Raw genomic sequence first — 20,445 nt, 5'->3', positions numbered from 1 at the left:
CGGGCGCCGGCGGCGGGAAGGTCAGCGGCTCTCGCGCAGCTCCTCCACGGTGCGCGCCGCGTCGCCCGGCGGCACGCCGAGCCGCGCCATCGCGTAGTCCGCCATGCCGAGCGCGATCTCGCGCTCGCCCATCACGACGAGGCCGACACCCTGCTCGCGTTCGAGGAAGGCGGCCTCCTCCTCGTCATGCGCGCGGGCGGCGGCGATGATCGCGGGGTTGGCGGCACGGGCCGTCTCCATCACGCGCCGGCATCCCGACGCATCGGGCATGCCGAGCACGATCAGCCGCGCCGCCTCGGGCCGCGCGGCCTTCAGCACCTCGGGCCGGGTCGCGTCGCCCCAGACGACGGGCACGCCCGCGGCGCGCAGCGCCTCTGCGGCCTGGTGGTCGGTCTCGATCACCACATGCGGCAGGCCGTGGCGGCGCAGCGCGGCGGCGACGACGCGCCCGACGCGGCCATGGCCGACCAGGATGGCATGGCCCTCCAGCCCCTCCGGCGGCAGGTGCGACAGCCGCGCGCCGCCGCGGCGGACCAGCCAGGCGCGCATCCGCCGCGTGCCCTCGATCGCGACCGCAAGCCGGTCCGCCAGCGCCTGGGTCAGCGGCGTGGCGAGGATGGTCAGCGTCGCCGCGACGAGGATCGGTCCGCGCACCTCGTTGGGCAGGATGCCCGCGCCGATCGCGATGGCGCCGAGCAGGAAGGAGAATTCCCCGATCTGCGTCATCGCCCCGGCCGCCGAGGCCGCCGCCGGCACCGGCACGCGCATCAGGACCAGCAGGCCGAGGATCGCCCCGCCCGTGCCGAGCATCACCGCGACCAGCGTCATCGCCGAGGCGAAGGGCATGGCAAGCATCGCCTCCGGCTCGACCAGCATCCCCACCGAGACGAAGAACAGCGCGACGAAGACGCGCTGCAGCGGCACCGTCTCGGCCGCCGCCTGGTGGCCCAGCGGGCTTTCGCCGAGCAGCACGCCCGCGAAGAAGGCGCCGAGCGCCGGCGAGACGCCGAACAGCGCCGAGGCGCCGAAGGCGGTGCCGAGGGCGGTCGCGATCACCGCGAGGGTGAAGAGCTCCCGCGATCCCGTCGCGGCGACCAGGGCGAGCAGCCTCGGCAACAGCACCCGCCCGCCCAGCGCCATGGCGAGGAGGAAGGCGACCAGCTCGCCCGCCGCCTCCGCCAGGCGCATGCCCAGCCCCTCGGTCCCGCCGCCACCGGCGACGGTGGGCAGCAGCACCAGCGCGACGACCACGATCAGGTCCTGCATGACCAGCCAGCCGAGCGCGATGCGCCCGGCCTCGCCTGACAGGCGGCCCTTTTCCTCGAGCGCGCGGGTGGCGACGGCCGTGGAGGAGATCGCAAGCGCGAGGCCGAAGACGAGCGACGCCCCCCAGCCGAGGCCGAGCGCGAGCACCCCCGCCCCGGCGCCAAGCAGCGTGCCCGCCGCGACCTGCGCGAGCGCCCCCGGCACCGCGACGCGCCAGACCGCGACCAGGTCCCGCGCTCGGAAATGCAACCCGACGGCGAACAGCAGCAGCGCGACGCCAATCTCGGCCAGGGAGGAGGTGACCGAAGCATCCGCGACGAAGCCCGGCGTGTGCGGCCCGACGGCGATGCCGGCCGCGATGTAGCCGAGCAGCGGTGGAAGCCTGAGCAGCCGTGCGGCGAAGCCGAAAGCGAAGGCGAGGGCGAGCGCAACGACGAGGGTCGCGACCAGCGGTCCGGCATGGGTCATTGCCGCCAGGATAGACGCCCTGGCGCGGGCGTCAGCCTTCCGGCGGAGTCGTCGCCCCGGCGCCGAGCGCGCGCGTCATCAGCACGCTGTCCACCCAGCGCCCGTGCTTCCAGCCCACGGCCGGCAGCAGCCCCGCACGGGCAAAGCCGGCCCGCTCATGCAGGCCGATCGACGCATAGTTCGCCGAATCACCGATCACGGCGACCATGAGCCGGAAGCCGCGGCCGGTGCAGTCCGCGATCAGCGCGTCGAGCAGCGCGCGGCCCGTCCCACCCCGCGTGCCGCCGGGGGCGACGTAGACCGAGTTCTCCACCGCGAAGCGGTAGGCCGGCCGGGGGCGATAGGCCGAGGCGTAGGTGTAGCCGACGATCACGCCGTCCCGCTCGGCGACGAGGTGCGGATAGCCGCCGGCGAGCACCGCGGCGCGGCGGCGGGCCATCTCGGCCAGGTCCGGGGGCTCGAGCTCGAAGCTCGCTAGGCCATGCGTCACCCAATGGCCGTAGATGGCGGTCAAGGCCGGAAGGTCGTCCTCGCGGCTGGCGCGGATGGTGGGCGTCGTCATGGGCGAAGGGTGGCGGCGCGGCGGGCGGGGCGGAAGCCGGATGACCCGATGGGTGGTGGCCCGGCCGCGGGGCTTCCGTCCGGCGGCCCGGTGGGCTATGGCTGCGCGGCACGGACCCGTAGCTCAGCTGGATAGAGCGCTGCCCTCCGAAGGCAGAGGTCGTACGTTCGAATCGTATCGGGTCCGCCAATCTTCCCCAGCCTGTCGCCGGATTGCCCGCCCAAGCCATCGGGAACGCTCGTGCGGCAAGATCCGCGCGGCGGCCACGCCCCGTCCCGTCCTGCGTCCCTCTTTCCCGAGGCCCGGCCGGCGGCCCTGGCCCTGGCGCTGCCTTTGGTGCTTGGCTCCCCGGGCAGGCTCAGGGACGGGACGCGGACGCCATGACAAGGATGCTGGACGGCAAGTCGGCGCTGGTGACGGGGGCGGGCTCCGGCATCGGGCGCGCCGCGGCGCTGGCCTTCGCCCGCGAAGGCGCCCGGGTGGCGGTGGCGGACATCACCGTGGAAGCGGCGCAGCGCACGCTTTCCGCCATCGAGGCAGCGGGCGGCCAGGGCATCGCCATCGACTGCGACGTGACCGACGACGCGGCCGTGGCCTCCATGGTGGCGGCCACGGCGAACGCCTTCGGCGCGCTCGACTGTGCCTTCAACAACGCCGGCATCGCGCCCTACCAGGTGAACGCCATCGGCGTGGCGACGGCGGATATCGAGGAGGCAGCCTGGCTGCGCCTGCTCGACGTCAACCTGAACGGCGTGTGGCGCTGCCTGCGGCATGAGGTCGCGCAGATGCGCCGGCAGGGCGGGGGCGCGATCGTGAACACGGCCTCGATCGGCGGGCTGGTGGGGCTGCGCGGCTCCTCCGCCTATGCCGTTTCGAAGCACGCGGTGCTGGGCCTGACCAAGACGGCCGCCATCGACCATGCCGCGGACAACATCCGGGTGAACGCCGTCTGCCCCGGCTACATCGAGACGCCGATGACCGAGGAAAGCATGCGCCGGTTCGGCGACCGCATCCTCTCCCGGGTGCCCATGGCGCGGATGGGCCAGCCGGGGGAGATCGCCGAGGCGGTGGTCTGGATGTGCTCCGACCGCGCCAGCTTCGTCACCGGCGCGGCCTGGGCCGTGGACGGGGGATACACGGCGGTCTGACCACGGCCCCTCCGCCGCCGGCGGGGAAGGCCCGCCGGACGCTGCCGTCCTGTGCGCCAGGTCACACGCGCCCGCGATCCGCCGACAAGTTTTCCCTCCTGCCCGATGCCGCTCGGCCACCCTCCGCGTGATTGTTCCGTTGCCAGTCAATCGTGGCGGAGTGCGGGAAAATGGCCTTCGGGACGTCGTTCGGAACGTGGATTCTTCAGGCGCTGCTGATGCTCGCGGGAATTGCCGGTGTGGTGATCGCTGCCATGATCCTCTATCGCGGGCGGCAGAGGACCGTTGATCAACCTCGCGTTGTGATGGCCGGAAATTCTCCACGTATTCCGAGCGGTTACGGGCGCCGGCGCGGCTGGGGAGGGTAAGGGCCCGGCGGGCCGCACCCGTATATCACCTGCGCGTGATATTTTTCACGGAGGATTCGCGGCGAGTTTCACGCGAGTTGATCTACCCAGGAGGTGGCGATGACGGGTCCTCGGGATCCGCATCGCGACACCTGTCCCAGGGGGCTCGCCATGAACCACGTCCCGGCGAAGAGCATCGCTTCCGACCTCTCGCTGACTGCCGCCAGGCACGGCGCCGACAGCATCGTGCGCGCAAAATCCGCGATCGACGAGATCCTCGTCGACGCCTACGAGCACGGTGACATCGAGGCCGTCCGCACGCTGCACGCGGTCGCCGCACTCCTCGCAGCCGTCAAGCACTAGACGGACGCGCTGTCCCGACGCGCTCGGGGGGGCGCGTCCGGGGCCACGGGGGCGCGGATGCGACGGGCCGGGGGGTCGGCCCGGAGCGCCGCGCCCCTCGCCCCGCTCTTCCTTCGGCACCCATGGCGCGACCGGCGCCGCCGGGCGATGCTCGGGCCGAAGGGGACACAGCGCATGACCGATCTCTGGCGCCTCGCCGCCACCGACCTCGCCCACCGCATCCGCTCGAAGCAGGTTTCCGCGACCGAGGCCGCGCGCGACGCGCTCGCCCGGCTCGACGCCGTGAATCCGCGGATCAACGCCGTGGTGGACCACCGGCCGGAGGAGGTGCTGGCCCAGGCCGGCGCCATCGACGCCGCCATCGCGCGCGGGGATGACCCCGGTCCGCTTGCGGGCGTGCCGGTGACCATCAAGGTCAATGTCGACCAGGCCGGCTTCGCCACCACCAACGGCCTGCGGCTGCAGCAGGACCTGATGGCCACGGCCGACAATCCCGTGGTGGCCAACCTGCGCAAGGCGGGGGCTGTGCTGCTGGGGCGGACCAACACGCCGGCCTTCTCGCTGCGCTGGTTCACCCGAAATTCCCTGCATGGGCATACGAAGAACCCGCGGGATCCCTCGATCACGCCAGGCGGGTCCTCGGGCGGGGCGGCGGCGGCGGTCGCGGCCGGGATCGGGGCGATCGGCCATGGCACCGATATCGGCGGGTCGGTCCGCTACCCGGCCTATGCCTGCGGGGTGCACGGCATCCGCCCGACGCTGGGGCGCATCCCCGCCTGGAACCCGTCCTCGGCCGAACGGCACATCGGCGGGCAGGTCATGGCGGTCTCGGGGCCCATCGCGCGCACCATCAACGACCTGCGGGTGGCGCTGGCCGCCATGTCCGCCCGCGACATCCGCGACCCCTGGTGGGTGGGCGCGCCGCTCGAGGGCCCGCCGGCCCCGAAGCGCGCCGCGCTGTGCATCCGCCCCGAAGGCATGGAGGTCCAGCCCGCGGTCGAGGCGGCGCTGCGCGACGCGGCGAAGCGGCTGGAAGCCGCCGGCTGGCGGGTCGAGGAAGCCGAGACCCCGCCGCTGCGCGAACCCGCGGCCCTGCAGGCCATGCTGTGGCTGGCGGAATCCCGCCGCGGCCTCAACGCCGCCCTGCACAAGGAAGCCGACCCCGACGCCACCTTCGTCTTCGCCCAGATGGAGGAGCTCTGCCCGCAGCCGGACCTCAACGCCTTCATGGACGCGCTGCAGAAGCGGTCGTTCTTCGTCCGCCAGTGGATGGAATTCTTCGAACGCTTCCCGGTCGCGATCACGCCGGTCTCGGGCGAGTTGCCCTTCCGCGACCAGGAGGATGTCGAAAGCCCCGCCGCCTTCCGCCGCATCATGGAAGCCCAGCTCACCCAGGTCGGGCTGCCGCTGATGGGCCTGCCGGGGCTGACGGTCACGACGGGCCTGGTCGGCCGGGTGCCGGTCGGCGTGCAACTGGTCGCCGGGCGCTACCGGGAGGACCTGCTGCTCGCCGCCGGCACGGTGATCGAGGCCGCCGGCGTCCCGCCCTCCCCCGTCGACCCCGCCTGATCCCTGCCCTTGCCAGCCCGGACGCAGGGGGATAGTGCCGAACCCCCTGCATTCGACCCGGCGGACAGAGGCACATGAGCGGCACCAACCAGCGCATCGACGGCAAGCGTCTCTGGGACAGCCTGATGGCGATGGCCGAGATCGGCGCCACGCCGAAGGGCGGCGTGAAGCGCCTGACGCTGTCCGACGTCGACAAGAAGGGCCGCGACACCTTCAAGGGCTGGTGCGAGGCGCTCGGCCTCACGGTCCGCGTGGACGCCATCGGCAACATGTTCGCCCGGCGCGAGGGCCGCGACCCCAAGCGCCTGCCGGTCCTGCTGGGCAGCCACCTCGACAGCCAGCCGACCGGCGGCAAGTTCGACGGCGCGCTCGGCGTCATCGCGGGGCTCGAGGTGATCCGCACGCTGCACGACCTCAATATCGTCACCGAGGCGCCGATCGAGCTGATCAACTGGACCGACGAGGAAGGCTCCCGCTTCGGCCATTCGCTGATGGGGTCGGGCACCTGGGCGGGGATCTACACGCTCGAGAAGACCTATGGGCTGAAGGACGTCGACGGCGTCTCGGTCTCCGAGGCGCTGGACCAGATCGGCTACAAGGGCCCGAACCCGGCCAAGCCCTTCCCGGCCGATGCCTATTTCGAGCTGCATATTGAGCAGGGGCCGATCCTCGAGAAGGAAGGCAAGCAGATCGGCGTCGTGACCGGCGCCCAGGCGCAGGTCTGGTACGACGCGGTGATCACCGGGCAGGACAGCCATGCCGGCACCACGCCGCCCTCCGCGCGCAAGGACGCGCTGGTCGCGGCGGCGAAGGTGATCACGCTGGTCGACGATCTGATGCGCGCGCGCGGCGAGGACGGCCGCGGCACCGTCGGCTTCCTGCAGATCGCCGCCCCCTCCCGCAACGTGGTGCCCGGCGAGGTGCGCTTCAGCGTCGAGTTCCGCCACCCCGACGACGCGCAGATCCAGGGCCTGGCGAAGACCTTCCCCGAACAGGCCAAGGCGCTGGTCGAGGCAACGGGCTGCAAGCTGGACCTGACGGAGCTCTTCGTCATCCCGGCCCAGCCCTTCGACCCCGCCTGCGTCGACCTGGTGCGCCAGGCGACGAAGCGGCTCGGCTTCTCCTCGCGCGAGATCATCTCGGGCGCCGGCCACGACGCGGTCTATGTCGCGCGCTCCGTCCCGACGGCGATGATCTTCACCCCCTGCAAGGACGGCCTCAGCCACAACGAGGCCGAGAGCATCCTGCCCGAGGAAGCCGAGGCCGGCTGCCAGGTGCTGTTCGAGGCGGTCGTCGCGCGCGCCAACCGCGCGCTCTGAGCCTCACCCGGTCGCGGAGACCAGCACCTCGCCCCGCGTCACGCTGGGCGGGGTGGGCAGCAGTTCCGCGAGATTCGACGAGACGATGCCGCGCACCTGCTCGTTCGCGGCATCCATCTCCGCCTCGCTGTCGAAAAGGCTGACCGAGAAGACGCCGGTCTCCGACCGCCCGGCCCAGTAGCCCCGGAAGCCCGGCCGCGCCTGCAGCAGCGGCAGGATCATCGCCTCGACCCGTCGCGCGATCTCGGCGGTGGAGGCGCTGGTTTCGTAGGTGCGGATCATCGCGTGCATGATGGCCTCCCTGTCGGCGCGGCTGCGCCGGCGCGATTGCGCGCCCCCGGGCCCGGCCAAGTCAAACGGAAGCTTCGCAGGTGCGGCACGGTTCAGCGGGCGCGGCGAACCGCCTTCTCGGCCTCCAGCACCGCGAGGAAGACGATCGTCGCGGTCCCGACCGCCGCCCATTCCGCGCCGCCGAGGGCCGCAGTCCCGAACACCGCCTGCAGCGGCGCCAGGTATGTCAGCAGACCCTGCCCCGCGACGGTCACGCCGATGCCCAGCAGGAGCGCCGGTGTCGGCGCCGCGGCGCTGAGAAGCGTGCCGCGCCCACGCCGCACGACGAGGAGATAGACGATCTCGAGTGCGACGATGGTGTTCACCACCGCGGTCCTCGCCACCTCCTCCCCGGCGCCGCGGCCGAGCGCCCAGCCGTAGATCCCGAAGGACGCCGCCGCGATCAGCGCCGAGACGAGCAGGAAGCGCCACAGCAGGAAGCCCGACAGCAGGGGCTGGCGCGGGTCGCGCGGCGGCTCGGCCATGGTGCCGCGCTCCATCGGCTCGAAGGCGAGCGCCATGCCGAGCGCGGTCGCGGTGATGGTGTTGATCCACAGCACCTGCAGCGGCGTCATGGGCAGGGCGAGGCCGAACAGCACGGCGAAGGCGATGACCAGCGCCTCCCCGCCATCAGTCGGCAGGTTCCACACGATCACCTTCCGCAGGTTGTCGTAGACCGTGCGCCCTTCCCGCACCGCCGCGGCGATCGAGGCGAAATTGTCGTCGGCGAGCACCATCTGCGCCGCCTGGGTCGCGGCCTCGGTGCCGCGGCGGCCCATGGCGATGCCGATGTCGGCGCGCTTCAGTGCGGGGGCATCGTTCACCCCATCCCCCGTCATCGCCACCACCACGCCGTCGCGCTGCAGCGCCTCGACCAAGCGGAGCTTCTGCGCCGGGCTGACGCGCGCGAAGACGTCGGTGCGCGCGACGGCCCCGGCCAGGGCGGCATCGTCCATCGCGTCCAGCGCCGCCCCGGTCAGGGCGCGCGGGGCTTCGGCGATGCCGAGTTCGGCGGCGATCGCGCAGCCCGTCGCGGCATGGTCGCCGGTGATCATCACGACGCGGATGCCCGCGGCACGGCATTCGGCGACGGCGGCGTGCGCCTCCGGCCGCGGCGGGTCGGCGAGGCCGAGCAGGCCCAGGAGCACCAGCCCCTCCGGCAGGCCGGGACTCCCGGACGGAGTGGCCTCCTCCCGCATCGCGAGGGCCAGGACGCGCTCGCCGCGCGCGGCCATCGCCTCGGCCCGGGCGGCCCAGGCGGCAGGATCGAAGGGCGCGCCGCCGGCCTCGTCGACGCAGCGCGGCAGCACCGCCTCCGGTGCGCCCTTCACGGCGACCAGCGCGCCGGCGCCCGCCGCGTGCCGCGTCGCCATCAGCCGGTGCGCGGCATCGAAGGGCAGCGTGGCGAGGCGCGGGTGCTCGGCCTCCAGCGCATCGGCATCGGCGCCGGCCCGCGCGGCGAAGGCCAGCAGGGCGCCTTCCATCGGGTCGCCTTCAACGACCCAGCCGCGCGGCCCCTCGCGCAGCGCGGCGTCGTTGCAGAGCAACGCGACGTCCATCAGCCGCGCCGGCGGCGCCGCACCCTCGATCGCGACCGCGCCGTCGGGCGCATAGCCCTGGCCCTCCACGCGCGCAAAGCCGCCCGGCCAGGCGGCGCTGCGCACCGCCATCTCGTTCACCGTCAGCGTGCCGGTCTTGTCGGTGCAGATGACGCCGACGGCGCCGAGCGTCTCCACCGCCGGCAGCCGGCGGATGATGGCGTTGCGCGCCGCCATCCGCCGCACGCCGAGCGCCAGGGTGACCGAGAGCACGGCGGGCAGCCCTTCCGGGATCGCCGAGACCGCCAGGCTGACGACGACGAGCACGGCTTCGGCCACCTTCATGCCGTGCCACAACACCGCGACGGCGAAGACGATGGCCGCGAGGCCGAGCACCAGGCCGGTCAGCAGCCGCGCGAGGTCGCGCATCTGCCGCAGCAGCGGCGTCTCGGCTTGGCCAAGCCCGGCGAGCATGGCGCCGACGCGGCCGATCTCGCTCCCCGGCCCGGTCGCGACGACGACGCCGCGCCCCTGGCCGGCGACGGCGATGGTGCCGGCGAAGGCCATCGATGCCCGCTCCGCGAGCGGAGTGGCCGCCGGGACGGCCGCGGCCGCCTTGGCGGATGGGACGGATTCCCCCGTCAGCGCCGCCTCCTCCACGCGCAGCGCCACGGCGTCGATCAGACGGAGGTCGGCCGGAACCCTGTCCCCGGCCTCGAGCAGGACGACATCCCCCGGCACCAGGGCCTCGGCCGGGAGGGTCCGGCGCAGGCCGTCCCGCAGCACCGCCGCGCGCGGCGCGAGCAGCCCGCCGATCGCCTCCAGCGCCCGTTCCGCCCGGCCTTCCTGCAGCAGCCCGATCGCCGCGTTGATCAGCACCACCGCGAGGATCACCGCGGTATCGGCCCATTCGCCGAGCAGCGCCGTCAGCGTCGCGGCGAGCAGCAGCACGCGGATGAGCAGGTCGTCGAACTGGCGCAGCGCCCGCGCACGCCATGACGGGCGCGGCGGCGGCGGCAGGGCATTGGGGCCGTGGCGGGCGAGGCGTTCCGCCGCTTCGTGGCCGGACAGCCCGCCAGGGTCGGTCGCCAGCGCGGCGAGTGCCGCGTCGGGCGGCAAGGCGTGCCAGGGTGGCGGAGCGGCCTCCGGCACTGGCGGCCTCAGCCGGCCGCCATCCTCGCCACCAGGGCGGCGGCGGCCGCGATCCCGCCGGCCAGCAGCCGCTGCAGCGCGCCGGCGATCGGGGCCTGCCCCTCGCCGCGCGCCTTCAGCCAGCCGAAACCGACCAGCCCCGCCCCGGTCAGTAGGGCTGAGACCATCAGCGCCTGGCCCGGGGCGCCCCCGCCGAGGAAGGGCAGCACCGGGAGCAGGCCGGCGACCGCCGCCGCGGCGCCGGCGGTCGCGGCCCCGCGCGCGGCACGGACCGGCTCGGGCTCCTTCAGGTCGAGTTCGAAGCGCATCATGAAGTCGACCCAGCGCTTGGTGTCCGAGCAGATCGAATCGACCGCGAGGCGCAGCGCATCCCCGCGCACGCCGTAGCGGTGCAGGATCGCGGCGACTTCCCAGCGCTCGCGGTCCTCGTATTCGACCGTCTCCTCCTCCTCGCGGCGACGCTCGGCGGCGTAGTGCTCGGTCTCCGCGCGCGCGGCGAGGTAGCGGCCGAGGCCGAGGGCGACGCCGCCCGCGACCGCCGCCGCGACGCCGGCCGGGACCGCCGCCGGCGCGGCCACGCCCGCGAGGACGGCAACGACGGCAAAGGGCACCACCAGGCCATCCGCCGCACCGCCCACCAGGTCGCGCACCACCTCGCGCTCGGCGATGTGCTGCTCCTCATGCGGGGGGCCGGGCGGCATGGGCCAGAGGCCGTCGCGGTTCAGCGCCTCGGGCTTCGGGGTCTGGGTGGCGGAATCCATGGCGGGGGAGGCTAGCGCATCGCCGCGGACGCGACAGGTTCGCAACTCCTGCCCAGGTCGTGCCGGTTCCGGTTGAAGGCCGCGGGATTGCCGCCTAGGCAGGCGTCATGGCTGGCGCACCGACCGACCGCATCCCCCCGCACACCATCGCGCTGCCCGTGCTTGGCGTGGCGGCGTGGCTCGTCTTCGGCAAGGCTGGGCTGGGGCCGCTCGCGGCGGTGCTGGCGGCGGTGCTGCTGGGCAACGTGCTCTCGGCGGTGCATCACGCGGAAATCGTGGCGCTGCGGGTGGGCGAGCCCTACGGGACGCTGGTCCTCGCGCTGGCGGTCACGGTGATCGAGGCGGGCCTGATCATCTCCCTGATGCTGGGCGGCGATCCCAATCCCGGGCTGATGCGGGATTCCGTCCATGCGGCGGTAATGCTGGTGATGCACGGCCTCGCGGGGGTGTGCATCGTCGTCGCCTCCTGGCGGCACCGGGATGCGGAATTCCGCGTCGAGGGCGCCAATTCCTTCCTCGCCGTGCTGATCCCGATGGCAACGCTGGTGCTGATCTATCCGAACCACGTGCTGGGGGCGCCGGGGCCGTATCTGTCCTGGACGCAGCTCACCTTCGTCTCGCTGGCCTGCCTCGCGCTCTATGCGGGGTTCCTGTTCATCCAGACGAACTGGCACCGGGACTACTTCCTCCCAGTCGGCTACGAGGGGCATGACGGCCATGCCCGTCCCTCGGCGCGGATGGCGCTCGCCTGCTTCGCCCTGATGTGCCTCGCCCTGTTCTCGGTGGTGATGCTGGCGAAGTCGCTCGGCCCGGCGCTGGAGGAAGGGGTGCAGGCGGTGGGCGCGCCGATGGCCGTGGTCGGCGTCATCATCGCCGCGATCGTGCTGATGCCCGAAAGTGCCGCCGCCGTGCGCGCCGCCGCGGCCAACCGGCTGCAATCCAGCATCAACCTCGCCCTCGGCAGCGCGGTCGCCTGCATCGGGCTGACCGTGCCGGCGGTCGCGGTGGTCGCCTATTGGGCCGGGCAGCCGCTGGCGCTCGGGATCTCGGCGTCCCAGTCGGTGCTGCTCGGGCTGTCCTTCGCGGTGGCGATCATCACCTACGGCACGGGGCGGACGAACCTGCTTTGCGGCGTGGTGCACCTGGTGCTGGCGGTGACCTACGTCTTCTCGATCTTCGCCCCCTGACCCCCGCGGCCGCGCGGGGCCGGGCTGCGTCCCGCGAGGTTGCCCCGAGGCCCCCCCGCCTCTATAGCGGCCCCGCCCCCCGCAGCAGCCGCAGGTGCCTTCTCTTGGCCAGCATCGCCCCCACGCCCGACGCCTCCCAGAACCCGGCGCTTGCCGCCCAGGCCGAGATCCTCGCCCGGCCGGCGACCGAGGCGCGGCGGCTCGCGGATGCCATCCGCGCCCTCGCGATCGACGGTGTCGAGGCCGCGAAGTCCGGCCATCCCGGCATGCCGATGGGCATGGCCGATGTCGCGACGGTGCTGTTCACGAAGTTCCTGAAGTACGACGCGGCCGATCCCCGCTGGGCCGACCGCGACCGCTTCGTGCTCTCGGCCGGCCACGGCTCGATGCTGCTTTACAGCCTGCTGCACCTGACTGGCCATGCGGGCATGGGCATCGAGGAGCTGAAGCGCTTCCGCCAGCTCCATTCCCCCGCCGCCGGCCACCCCGAATTCGGCGAGCATCCGGGCATCGAGACCACCACCGGCCCGCTCGGCCAGGGCGTCGCGACCGCGGTCGGCATGGCGCTGGCCGAACGCATGCTGCAGGCGCGCTTCGGCACCTCGCTGGTCGACCACCGCACCTGGGTCATCGCCTCGGACGGCGACCTGCAGGAAGGCGTCTCGCACGAGGCCGCCTCGCTCGCCGGCCATTACGGGCTGTCGAAGCTCTGCGTGCTGTGGGACGACAACCACATCTCGATCGACGGCGACACCGCGCTGTCCTTCACCGACGACACGCTGAAGCGCTTCCAGGCCTATGGCTGGGCGACGCGCCGTGTCGACGGCCACAACCCCGAGGAACTGGCAAGCGCGATGGCCTGGGCCACGCGCAACCGCAAGCCGACGCTGATCGCCTGCCGGACCATCATCGGCCTCGGCGCGCCGACCAAGGCGGGCACGGCGGGCTCGCACGGCTCCCCGCTCGGCGCGGCGGAAGCGGCGGCGGCGAAGGAACTGCTCGGCTGGACGGCACCCGCCTTCACGGTGCCCGACGACATCAAGGCCGCCTGGGAGGCCGCCGGCCGCCGCAGCGCCGGCACCCGCCGGTCCTGGCTGAAGCGCCTGGCCAAGCATCCGCAGAAGGCCGAGTTCGACCGCGCCATGGCCGGCAAGCTGCCCGAGGCCTGGCACGAGGCGCTCGCCGCGCTGCGCGCCAGGCACGCCGAGGAGAAGCCCAAGCTCGCCACCCGCGTCTCGAGCCAGAAGGCGCTCGAGGCCCTGGTGCCGTCGGTGCCCGAGATGGTCGGCGGGTCGGCCGACCTGACGGGGTCCAACAACACCAACGTGAAGGGCATCCCGGCCATCGCGCCGGGCAGCTTCGCCGGCCGCTTCGTCCATTGGGGCGTGCGCGAGCACGGCATGGCGGCCGCCATGAACGGCATGGCGCTGCATGGCGGCATCATCCCCTATTCCGGCACCTTCCTGGTGTTCTCGGACTACATGCGCCCGGCGATCCGCCTCGCGGCGCTGATGCACCAGCGCGTCATCCACGTGCTGACGCATGACAGCATCGGCCTGGGCGAGGACGGGCCGACGCACCAGCCGGTCGAGCACATCGCCTCCTTCCGCGCCATGCCGAACGTCTTCGTCTTCCGCCCCGCGGATGCGATGGAGACGGCGGAATGCTGGGAACTCGCGGTGAAGCGCGCCGACGGGCCCTCGCTGCTCGCGCTGTCGCGGCAGAACCTGCCGGCGCTGCGCTCGGACGCCGGCGAGAACCGCTGCGCCCGCGGCGGCTACGTGCTGGCCGAGGCGTCCGCACCGCGCAAGGCGACGCTGATCGCGACCGGGTCCGAGGTGCATCTCGCGCTCGCCGCGCGCGACGCCCTGGAAGCGGACGGCATCCCGACCGCCGTCGTCTCCCTGCCCTGCTGGGAGATCTTCGCCGCGCAGGATGCCTCCTATCGCGAGCAGGTGCTCGGCACCGGCCTGCGTGTCGGCATCGAGGCCGCGGTGGGTTTCGGCTGGGAACGCTGGCTCGGCGCCGACGGCATCTTCGTCGGCATGGGCGGCTTCGGCGCCTCGGCGCCGGCGGACGAGCTCTACAAGCATTTCGGCATCACGGCCGATGCCGTGACGGCGGCGGTGAAGAAGCGCCTCGCCTGATCGACTCACTCACCTGACGGGAAGGATACGAACGCCATGGCGGTGAAGGTTTCCATCAACGGGTTCGGGCGCATCGGTCGCCTGGTTCTGCGCGCCGCCTGCGAGGCCGGCCGCGACGACCTGGAATTCGTCACCATCAACGACCTCGGCTCGGTCGAGGCGAATGCCCACCTGTTCCGCTACGACAGCGTGCATGGCCGCTTCCCCGGCGAGGTGATCGTCGAGGGCGACACCATCACCATCAAGAACGCCGGCAAGACCTGGGGCCCGATCAAGATCACGGCCGAGCGCGACCCGACCAAGCTGCCGCTGGCCGGCGTCGACGTCGCGATGGAATGCACCGGCATCTTCACCAGCAAGGAGAAGGCCTCCGCGCTGCTCACGGCCGGCGCGCGCAAGGTCGTCATCTCCGCCCCCGGTGACAACGCCGACGCCACCATCGTCTACGGCGTGAACCACCAGACGCTGACGAAGGAGATGACCGTCATCTCCAACGCGTCCTGCACCACCAACTGCCTCGCCCCGGTTGCGAAGGTGCTGCACGACAATTTCGGCATCGTCCGCGGCTACATGGTGACGATCCACGCCTATACCGGCGACCAGAACACGGTCGACACGCTGCACAAGGACCTGCACCGCGCGCGCGCGGCCGCCGTGTCCGCCATCCCGACCTCGACCGGCGCGGCCAAGGCCGTGGGCCTGGTGATGCCGGAGCTGAAGGGCAAGCTGGACGGCACCGCCATCCGCATCCCGACGCCGAACGTCTCCCTCGTCTCGCTCGACTTCGTGCCGGCCAAGGAAGGCGTGACGAAGGAAGCGGTGAACGCGGCGATGAAGGCGGCCTCCGAGAGCGGTCCGCTCAAGGGCATCCTCGGCTACAACACGGCGCCGCTGGTCAGCATCGACTTCAACCACAACCCGATGTCGTCCACCTTCGACGCGACGCAGACCCAGGTGGTCGATGGCGGCCTGGTGCGTGTGCTGTCCTGGTACGACAACGAGTGGGGCTTCTCGAACCGCATGAGCGACACCGCGGCGCTGTTCGGCAAGCTGTGATATGAGACCGGAGGGGCCCGGCCCCTCCGGACCGCCCCGCCAGAGGCCGAAGGGCCTCTGGAGACCGGGACATGAGAACGCTCGCGCTCGCGAAGGTCTATCAGCTCATCGAACCGGGGCCGGTCGTCCTGTTGACCACCAGCCACCGCGGCATCCCGAACGTCATGGCCATGTCCTGGCACATGATGGTCGAGTTCACCCCGCCGCAGATCGCCTGCATCGTCAGCAACCGTAACCATTCCTTCCAGGCGCTGCGGCGCAGCAAGGAATGCGTCATCGCGATCCCGCCGGCGGGGTTCCTCAAGACCGTGGTGGCGATCGGCAATTGCTCCGGCGCCGATACCGACAAGTTCGCGACGCTCGGCATCGCGACGAAGCCCGCGCGCCACGTCGCCGCGCCGCTGCTGCCCGACTGCATCGCCAACCTCGAATGCCGCGTGATCGACACGCGGATGGTCAATGCCTACTGCATGTTCATCCTCGACGTCGTGCAGGCCTGGATCGATCCCAAGCGGCGCGACGCGAAGACCGTCCATCACCAGGGCTGGGGGAAGTTCGCCCTCGACGGGCGCACCATCACCCTGCCGTCGGACAAGGCCTGACGCGTCAGGACGCTGCGCGGACCGCGAGTTCCCGGCGCACCTCCTCGGCCAGCCGCAGGCCGAGCGCCACCATCACCCCGCCCGCCACTAGGTCGAGCCAGCGCGCGATCCGCAGGTAGGACCGCTTCGCGACGCCGGTCGACAGCAGCAGCGCAACGGTCCCGTACCAGAGCGCCGACTGGACCGCGATCACCGCGACGATCGCGGCATAGAGCCAGGCCGGCGCATGGGCCGGCACGGCGACGAGGAAGGCGCTGGTCCAGAACACCGCCGATTTCGGGTTGCTCAGCGTCGTCAGCATGCCCGCGACGAAAGGACGTTTGCCGGCCAGCGCAGGCCGGTTGTCCGCTGCACCGGGAACGGATGCCCGTAGTCCCGCGCGAAGCATCCGCACGCCGACATAGACCAGGTAGGCCGCACCGAGCAGCCGCAGCGCCGCATAGACCGCCCCGGCCTCGAGCAGCAGCGTCCCGACGCCGAACAGGCTCAGCACCACCCAGACCAGCGAGGCGATGACCACGCCCCCCGCAGCGCGCAACCCTTCCGCCCGCGAGGCGGTGGCCGAGAGCCAGCTCACCACGACGGTGTTGGGCCCGGGCAGCATCGCCATGAGCAGATGCATGCCCGCGAGCGTCAGGAGGCTGGGGAGGAACTCCATGGCCGGGATCTCCACTGCGGCGCGCCCATCGTGCCGCAGCCGGGATCAGCAAGCCATGTGCCAGTCATTGGCCGCGGGCGAGGCGCAGCGCCGTCGCCCCGCGGTCATCCGTCAGATGCAGGATGCCGTTCTCGATCCGAAAGCCGCGCACGGCGCCGAGCGCCTGGTGGAAGCGCTGTTCCTGGTCCATCGCCGCCTCCACGCAGGCCATGTTGGTCTGCGCCATCGGGCCGATACGGAGCGAGGTGCCATCGAGCGTGTAGCCCCCCGTGAAGCGGTTGCACCCGCCCGAGCCATAGGCACGGCCATCGGCGCCGAAGGTGATACTGGACTGCAGGCGATCGACCACGCCGCGGCCGGTGATGTCCTCGGCCACCCAGACCGGGCCGACCAGGCCGGCATCGCCCGATGCCTCGGGGCGCGCACGGACGAGCAGGATCTCGACCTCCCGCCCCGCGCCGCCGGTTAGCACCGGGTTCACCCGCTCGCTGCGGAAGGCGACCTGGTCGCGCAGCAGCAGCCGCGCCGAGACCGAATAGCGCCCGCGCTGCTCGATCCGCGCCGGATCGAAGGGCAGGCTGAAGCGGATCGGCACCTGGCCCTGCACCTCGATGCGCGCCGCGGCGATGCGCCCGGCCGGGGCGTCGGCGCGGGAGATGTCGAGCAGCTCGACCTCGAGCACAGCGCCGGGCGGCAGCGCGATGCGCTCGCGATAGGTCGCGGTGCCGGTGATGGCCGCACCCTGGGAAAGGCCGATGCGCGGCGCGGCAAGGACGAGGCTGGCGGCCGCGAGGGCCGCGCGACGGGTGCTGTGCATGACGGCAGGACTATACCCGCCAGGCGGCGCCGGCGCGGCGGCATCGGTGCCGAAACATGGCGACGGATGCAGCCGCGTCCGGACCGTCATGCAGGCCGGTCACGTCCCGAGCAGCAGGTCCCGCGCCGCGTTAAGCCGCGCCGCCAGCCAGGCGCTGCCGCCGGCGTCCGGATGCGCGCCGCGCATCAGGCGGCGATGGGCGGCGCGGATATCGGCCTCCGTCGCCCCTTCGGCGAGGCCGAGGATCGCCAGGGCGTCGGCACGGGTCATCGGCCCCTCGGCGACCGGGGGTGGGCCGTCGCGCCACTCCGGATGGCTGCGGTCGAGCCAGGCCTCCAGCAGCGGCACGCTCTCGGGATCCTCCGAGGCGCAGTCGGCGAGCAAGGCGCGCAGCGCCTCGAGGTCGAGTTCCGCGAGGTCCGCCCCGGCGAAGCGCCCGCGCGTCACATGGCCGGTCATGCAGCCGCTGTCGTGGTGCAGCACCATCTCGAGCGTCGCGGTGGCGACGCGGCTTTCCTGCCCGGGCGTCGCCTGGCCGCCGCGCGAGAAGGTCCGTGCCGTCCGCCAGGACCGCCAGGCCTGCACCAGCAGCGGCGCGAACAGGGTCAGCGACCAGATCGCCTGCAGCCCCCGGCCGCTGAACAGGAGGGCCACCAGAAGCACCGCGCCGAGGCCGCCCGCGAGCCAGGCGAGCCCCTTCTTCACGCTGGCGACCGGCGCATTGGCGAAGGCGCGCAGCAGCGCCACCAGCAGGATCAGCGCCAGCGCGCCAAGGGCGAGCCAGGTCATCGCGCGGCCTTGGGGCCCGGCAACTGCCCCGCGATCCGCGCGGCCGTCGCCCCCGGCAATGCGGCCAACGCCGCCCGCCCGCCGGCGGCGAAGACCGCGACGGCACGCAGCAGGTCGCGCAGCGTCTCGGCCGCGGAGGAATCGAAGGGCGCGTAGGCCCCGCCGGAGACCTTCGCCATCTGGCGGAACGCGTTGCCTGCGACGCGGTCGCTGCCCTCGTGGAAGCAGAAGACCGGCGTTCCGAACAGGCCGAGTTCGCCGGCCGCATGACAGAGCGCGTCGACATCCTCCTCCACCGCGTCGCCCACCAGCACCAGGGCGCCGACCTTGTCCTGGCGCGTCTCGTTCATCGCGTGGCGCAGGGCGCGCAGGATCTGCGTCTGCCCGCCGAGGCAGGAGACCGTCGCCATCCGTCGCGCCAGTTCGGCGCCGTCGGTGAGGAACGGCGTCGCGGCGAATTCCAGGAAACCCCGCCAATAGGCGAGCGAGACGGCAAGCCCGCCGAGGTCCCGGGTGGCGAGGAACATCTCCCCGGTCAGCGCGCAGGCACGGTCCCAGGCCGGCTGGCGCGAGGCCGTGGCATCCACCGCGAAGACCAGCCGCCCCGGCTTGCCGCGCGCCGGGCGGACGGCCGGCATCCGCGCCACCTTGTCGAGGAAGGCGGCGACCTCGGTGGTCGGTCCTGGGCGGGAAGGCGGCTGGGCCATGTCGCGAATGTTGTCCTGACTGGCGCTCATGTGAAATGCCTCACACGCCACGCCAAGGGGGCGGCCGCTATGCTGGCGGCAGACGGCGCGCCAGGGTTTACTGCGCCGCCGCAACAGGAGGATGGGCGCGATGCAGGCTGCAGGCAGGACGGGCTTCAGGGCGCTCGCTCTCGCGACCGTGGCGGGGATTGCGGTCGCCGGCGTGGCCCTCGCCCAGACCAAGCCCTCCCCCCAGGGCGCGCCGCAGCAGGCGCTGCCGACTGCGAAGCCCGCGCCGCTCGGCGCGCCGGCGCAGCAGGCCCAGCCGGCCCGGCCCGCCCCCGCCCCGCAGGCCCAGGCACCGGTCCAGGTGCCGCCGCCACCGGCGGTGAACCCCGGCCTGCCGCCCAACGAGGCGCCGGCCATCACCCGCCTGCGCGGGCTGCTCGGCGCCGATGTGCGGATGAGCTACGCGAGCGCCGAGACGCTCGACGGCCTTGGCGAACAGGTCCGCATGACCGGCGTCGTCCTCGAGCAGACCGGCAAGCGCGCCACCGCGGACGAGGTCCTGATCAACGGCCTGCGCCAGGACGGCGTCGCCGAGCTCGTCGCACGCAACCTTGCGACGACGGAGGACAACAACACCGTCCGCATCGCACAGCTGCGCATCGCCGGGTTGACCGTGCCGCGCGACGCCGGCGGCAAGCCGCCCGAGCCCGACCAGGTCCGGCTCGAGCAGCTGCGTATCGAGGGGGTCGAGACCTCGGGCGAATCCACCATCCGCCTGCGCCTCGCGACGCTCGAGAACTGGGTGGCGGGGCAGCCCGCGCGCCTGGCGGTCGAAGGACTCGAGGTCGGGGCGATCGATGCCGGCGTCTTCGACACCATGCGCCTCGCGCGCTTCGCGCTGAGCGGCGTCGACCTGGGCGGCACGCTCGCCGCGGTGATGCGCCAGCAGCAGCCGCCCAACCTGGTTGGCCGCGCGGCGATCGAAGTGGATGGCCTCGACTTCCTCGGCGGCGGGCGTTCGGTCGGCCGGCTGGGCGAGATGCGGATCGCGGCCGACATCCTGCGCACCGACGGATCGGGCACCGGCACCGTCGCCTTCCGCGGCATCCGCGTCGAACCCATGCCGATGATCTCCGATTGGCTGACGCGCTTCGGCTACCAGGCGGTCGAGGGCGAGATCACCGCCCAGACCTCCTACGACGCGCCGAGCGGGCGGATCGACATCCGTGACCTCTCGGTCTCGGGCCGCGATGTCGGCACGCTCTCCCTCGCGCTGGTGATGGACGGGGTGACGCAGCAGGCCGCGCAGGCCGGCGACGTGTCGAACATGCGGTTGATCTCGGCGGGGCTGCGCTATGCGGATGCCTCGCTGTTCCGCCGCTTCGTCGCGCTGCAGGCGCGCGAGAGCCGCACGCCGGAAGCGCAGCTGCGCGAGCAGTTCGCGGCCATGGCCGGCGGCGCGCTGTCCCAGCCGGGGGCGGCGGGGCTCGACCCCATCCGCGACGCGGTGCAGCGCTTCATCCGTGGCCAGGCCCAGACGGTCGAAGTGCGGGTGAACCCGCCGCAGCCGATCAAGTTCGTCGACGCGCAGCAGCCGCCGGGCAATGCCGCCGAGGCGCAGCGCCGCTTCGGGATCACCGCCCGGGCGCAGTGATCCCGCGCCAGGCGGCG

Annotated in this window: 18 protein-coding genes and 1 tRNA gene; 10 read left to right on the top strand and 9 right to left on the bottom strand. The window is 72.8% G+C overall.

The features are described 5' to 3' along the window. Positions 1-21 precede the first annotated feature (21 nt). Positions 22-1,734 carry a cation:proton antiporter gene (locus GWK15_RS07715; protein WP_168040711.1) on the bottom strand — a complete coding sequence of 571 codons (1,713 nt, stop codon included), beginning with the start codon at positions 1,732-1,734 and terminating at the stop codon, positions 22-24. A gap of 31 nt (positions 1,735-1,765) precedes the next feature. Further along, a complete protein-coding gene (locus GWK15_RS07710) occupies positions 1,766-2,296 on the bottom strand; it encodes a GNAT family N-acetyltransferase (protein ID WP_168040710.1) in 531 nt (176 codons plus the stop codon). Positions 2,297-2,408: 112 nt separating this feature from the next. Between GWK15_RS07710 and GWK15_RS07705 the strand changes: the two genes are divergently transcribed. The 5 genes from GWK15_RS07705 to GWK15_RS07685 all read left to right on the top strand — a co-directional run bounded on the left by GWK15_RS07705 (position 2,409) and on the right by GWK15_RS07685 (position 7,042). Further along, positions 2,409-2,485 (top strand) — tRNA-Arg (locus GWK15_RS07705). A gap of 191 nt (positions 2,486-2,676) precedes the next feature. Further along, positions 2,677-3,444: an SDR family NAD(P)-dependent oxidoreductase gene (locus tag GWK15_RS07700; RefSeq protein ID WP_168040709.1), complete on the top strand. Its 768-nt coding sequence runs from the start codon at positions 2,677-2,679 to the stop codon at positions 3,442-3,444. A 518-nt stretch (positions 3,445-3,962) separates the two neighbouring features. Continuing rightward, the gene (locus GWK15_RS07695; RefSeq protein ID WP_168040708.1) at positions 3,963-4,154 is read left to right on the top strand and encodes a hypothetical protein; all 192 of its coding nucleotides are present in this window, start codon (positions 3,963-3,965) and stop codon (positions 4,152-4,154) included. A gap of 174 nt (positions 4,155-4,328) precedes the next feature. Beyond that, positions 4,329-5,723 carry an amidase family protein gene (locus GWK15_RS07690; protein ID WP_168040707.1) on the top strand — a complete coding sequence of 465 codons (1,395 nt, stop codon included), beginning with the start codon at positions 4,329-4,331 and terminating at the stop codon, positions 5,721-5,723. Positions 5,724-5,797: 74 nt separating this feature from the next. Next, positions 5,798-7,042 (top strand): Zn-dependent hydrolase, encoded by a 1,245-nt coding sequence (locus tag GWK15_RS07685; RefSeq protein WP_168040706.1) that lies wholly within the window; start codon positions 5,798-5,800, stop codon positions 7,040-7,042. A gap of 3 nt (positions 7,043-7,045) precedes the next feature. Here GWK15_RS07685 and GWK15_RS07680 read toward each other — a convergent pair whose 3' ends face one another. From GWK15_RS07680 to GWK15_RS07670, 3 genes are all read right to left on the bottom strand, one after another. Next, positions 7,046-7,333 (bottom strand): hypothetical protein, encoded by a 288-nt coding sequence (locus tag GWK15_RS07680; protein ID WP_168040705.1) that lies wholly within the window; start codon positions 7,331-7,333, stop codon positions 7,046-7,048. A gap of 92 nt (positions 7,334-7,425) precedes the next feature. After that, entirely contained in the window at positions 7,426-10,062 is a 2,637-nt protein-coding gene (locus tag GWK15_RS07675) for an HAD-IC family P-type ATPase (RefSeq protein WP_209442089.1), read from the bottom strand. Between the two features lie 8 nt (positions 10,063-10,070). Further along, entirely contained in the window at positions 10,071-10,823 is a 753-nt protein-coding gene (locus GWK15_RS07670; RefSeq protein ID WP_168040704.1) for a VIT1/CCC1 transporter family protein, read from the bottom strand. Positions 10,824-10,930: 107 nt separating this feature from the next. Between GWK15_RS07670 and GWK15_RS07665 the strand changes: the two genes are divergently transcribed. The 4 genes from GWK15_RS07665 to GWK15_RS07650 all read left to right on the top strand — a co-directional run bounded on the left by GWK15_RS07665 (position 10,931) and on the right by GWK15_RS07650 (position 15,815). After that, positions 10,931-12,010, top strand: a complete 1,080-nt coding sequence (locus GWK15_RS07665) for a calcium:proton antiporter (RefSeq protein ID WP_168040703.1) — start codon at positions 10,931-10,933, stop codon at positions 12,008-12,010. 113 nt (positions 12,011-12,123) lie between these two features. Next, positions 12,124-14,157 carry a transketolase gene (gene tkt / locus GWK15_RS07660; protein ID WP_338147236.1) on the top strand — a complete coding sequence of 678 codons (2,034 nt, stop codon included), beginning with the start codon at positions 12,124-12,126 and terminating at the stop codon, positions 14,155-14,157. A gap of 36 nt (positions 14,158-14,193) precedes the next feature. Continuing rightward, positions 14,194-15,213, top strand: coding sequence for a type I glyceraldehyde-3-phosphate dehydrogenase (gap, locus tag GWK15_RS07655; protein ID WP_168040701.1), 1,020 nt, complete (start codon positions 14,194-14,196; stop codon positions 15,211-15,213). 71 nt (positions 15,214-15,284) lie between these two features. After that, entirely contained in the window at positions 15,285-15,815 is a 531-nt protein-coding gene (locus GWK15_RS07650) for a flavin reductase family protein (protein WP_168040700.1), read from the top strand. 4 nt (positions 15,816-15,819) lie between these two features. On the opposite strand, the gene GWK15_RS07645 is transcribed toward GWK15_RS07650, so the two are convergent. The 4 genes from GWK15_RS07645 to GWK15_RS07630 form a co-directional block, all read right to left on the bottom strand. Then, positions 15,820-16,473 (bottom strand): LysE family translocator, encoded by a 654-nt coding sequence (locus tag GWK15_RS07645; RefSeq protein WP_168040699.1) that lies wholly within the window; start codon positions 16,471-16,473, stop codon positions 15,820-15,822. A 64-nt stretch (positions 16,474-16,537) separates the two neighbouring features. Further along, positions 16,538-17,290: a YbaY family lipoprotein gene (locus tag GWK15_RS07640; RefSeq protein WP_168040698.1), complete on the bottom strand. Its 753-nt coding sequence runs from the start codon at positions 17,288-17,290 to the stop codon at positions 16,538-16,540. A 99-nt stretch (positions 17,291-17,389) separates the two neighbouring features. Further along, positions 17,390-18,079, bottom strand: coding sequence for a J domain-containing protein (locus GWK15_RS07635; protein ID WP_168040697.1), 690 nt, complete (start codon positions 18,077-18,079; stop codon positions 17,390-17,392). Next, positions 18,076-18,816: a vWA domain-containing protein gene (locus GWK15_RS07630; protein ID WP_338147210.1), complete on the bottom strand. Its 741-nt coding sequence runs from the start codon at positions 18,814-18,816 to the stop codon at positions 18,076-18,078. The genes GWK15_RS07635 and GWK15_RS07630 overlap by 4 nt, the downstream gene beginning before the upstream one ends. A gap of 100 nt (positions 18,817-18,916) precedes the next feature. Here GWK15_RS07630 and GWK15_RS07625 point away from each other — a divergent pair, with 100 nt between their 5' ends. Continuing rightward, positions 18,917-20,428 (top strand): hypothetical protein, encoded by a 1,512-nt coding sequence (locus tag GWK15_RS07625; protein ID WP_168040696.1) that lies wholly within the window; start codon positions 18,917-18,919, stop codon positions 20,426-20,428. The last annotated feature ends 17 nt before the right edge of the window (positions 20,429-20,445 follow it).

Origin of the sequence: Neoroseomonas oryzicola, assembly GCF_012163135.1 — a bacterium.
In the GTDB taxonomy this organism is placed as follows: Bacteria; Pseudomonadota; Alphaproteobacteria; order Acetobacterales; family Acetobacteraceae; genus Neoroseomonas; species Neoroseomonas oryzicola.
This window is presented reverse-complemented; position numbering and strand designations above follow the sequence as displayed.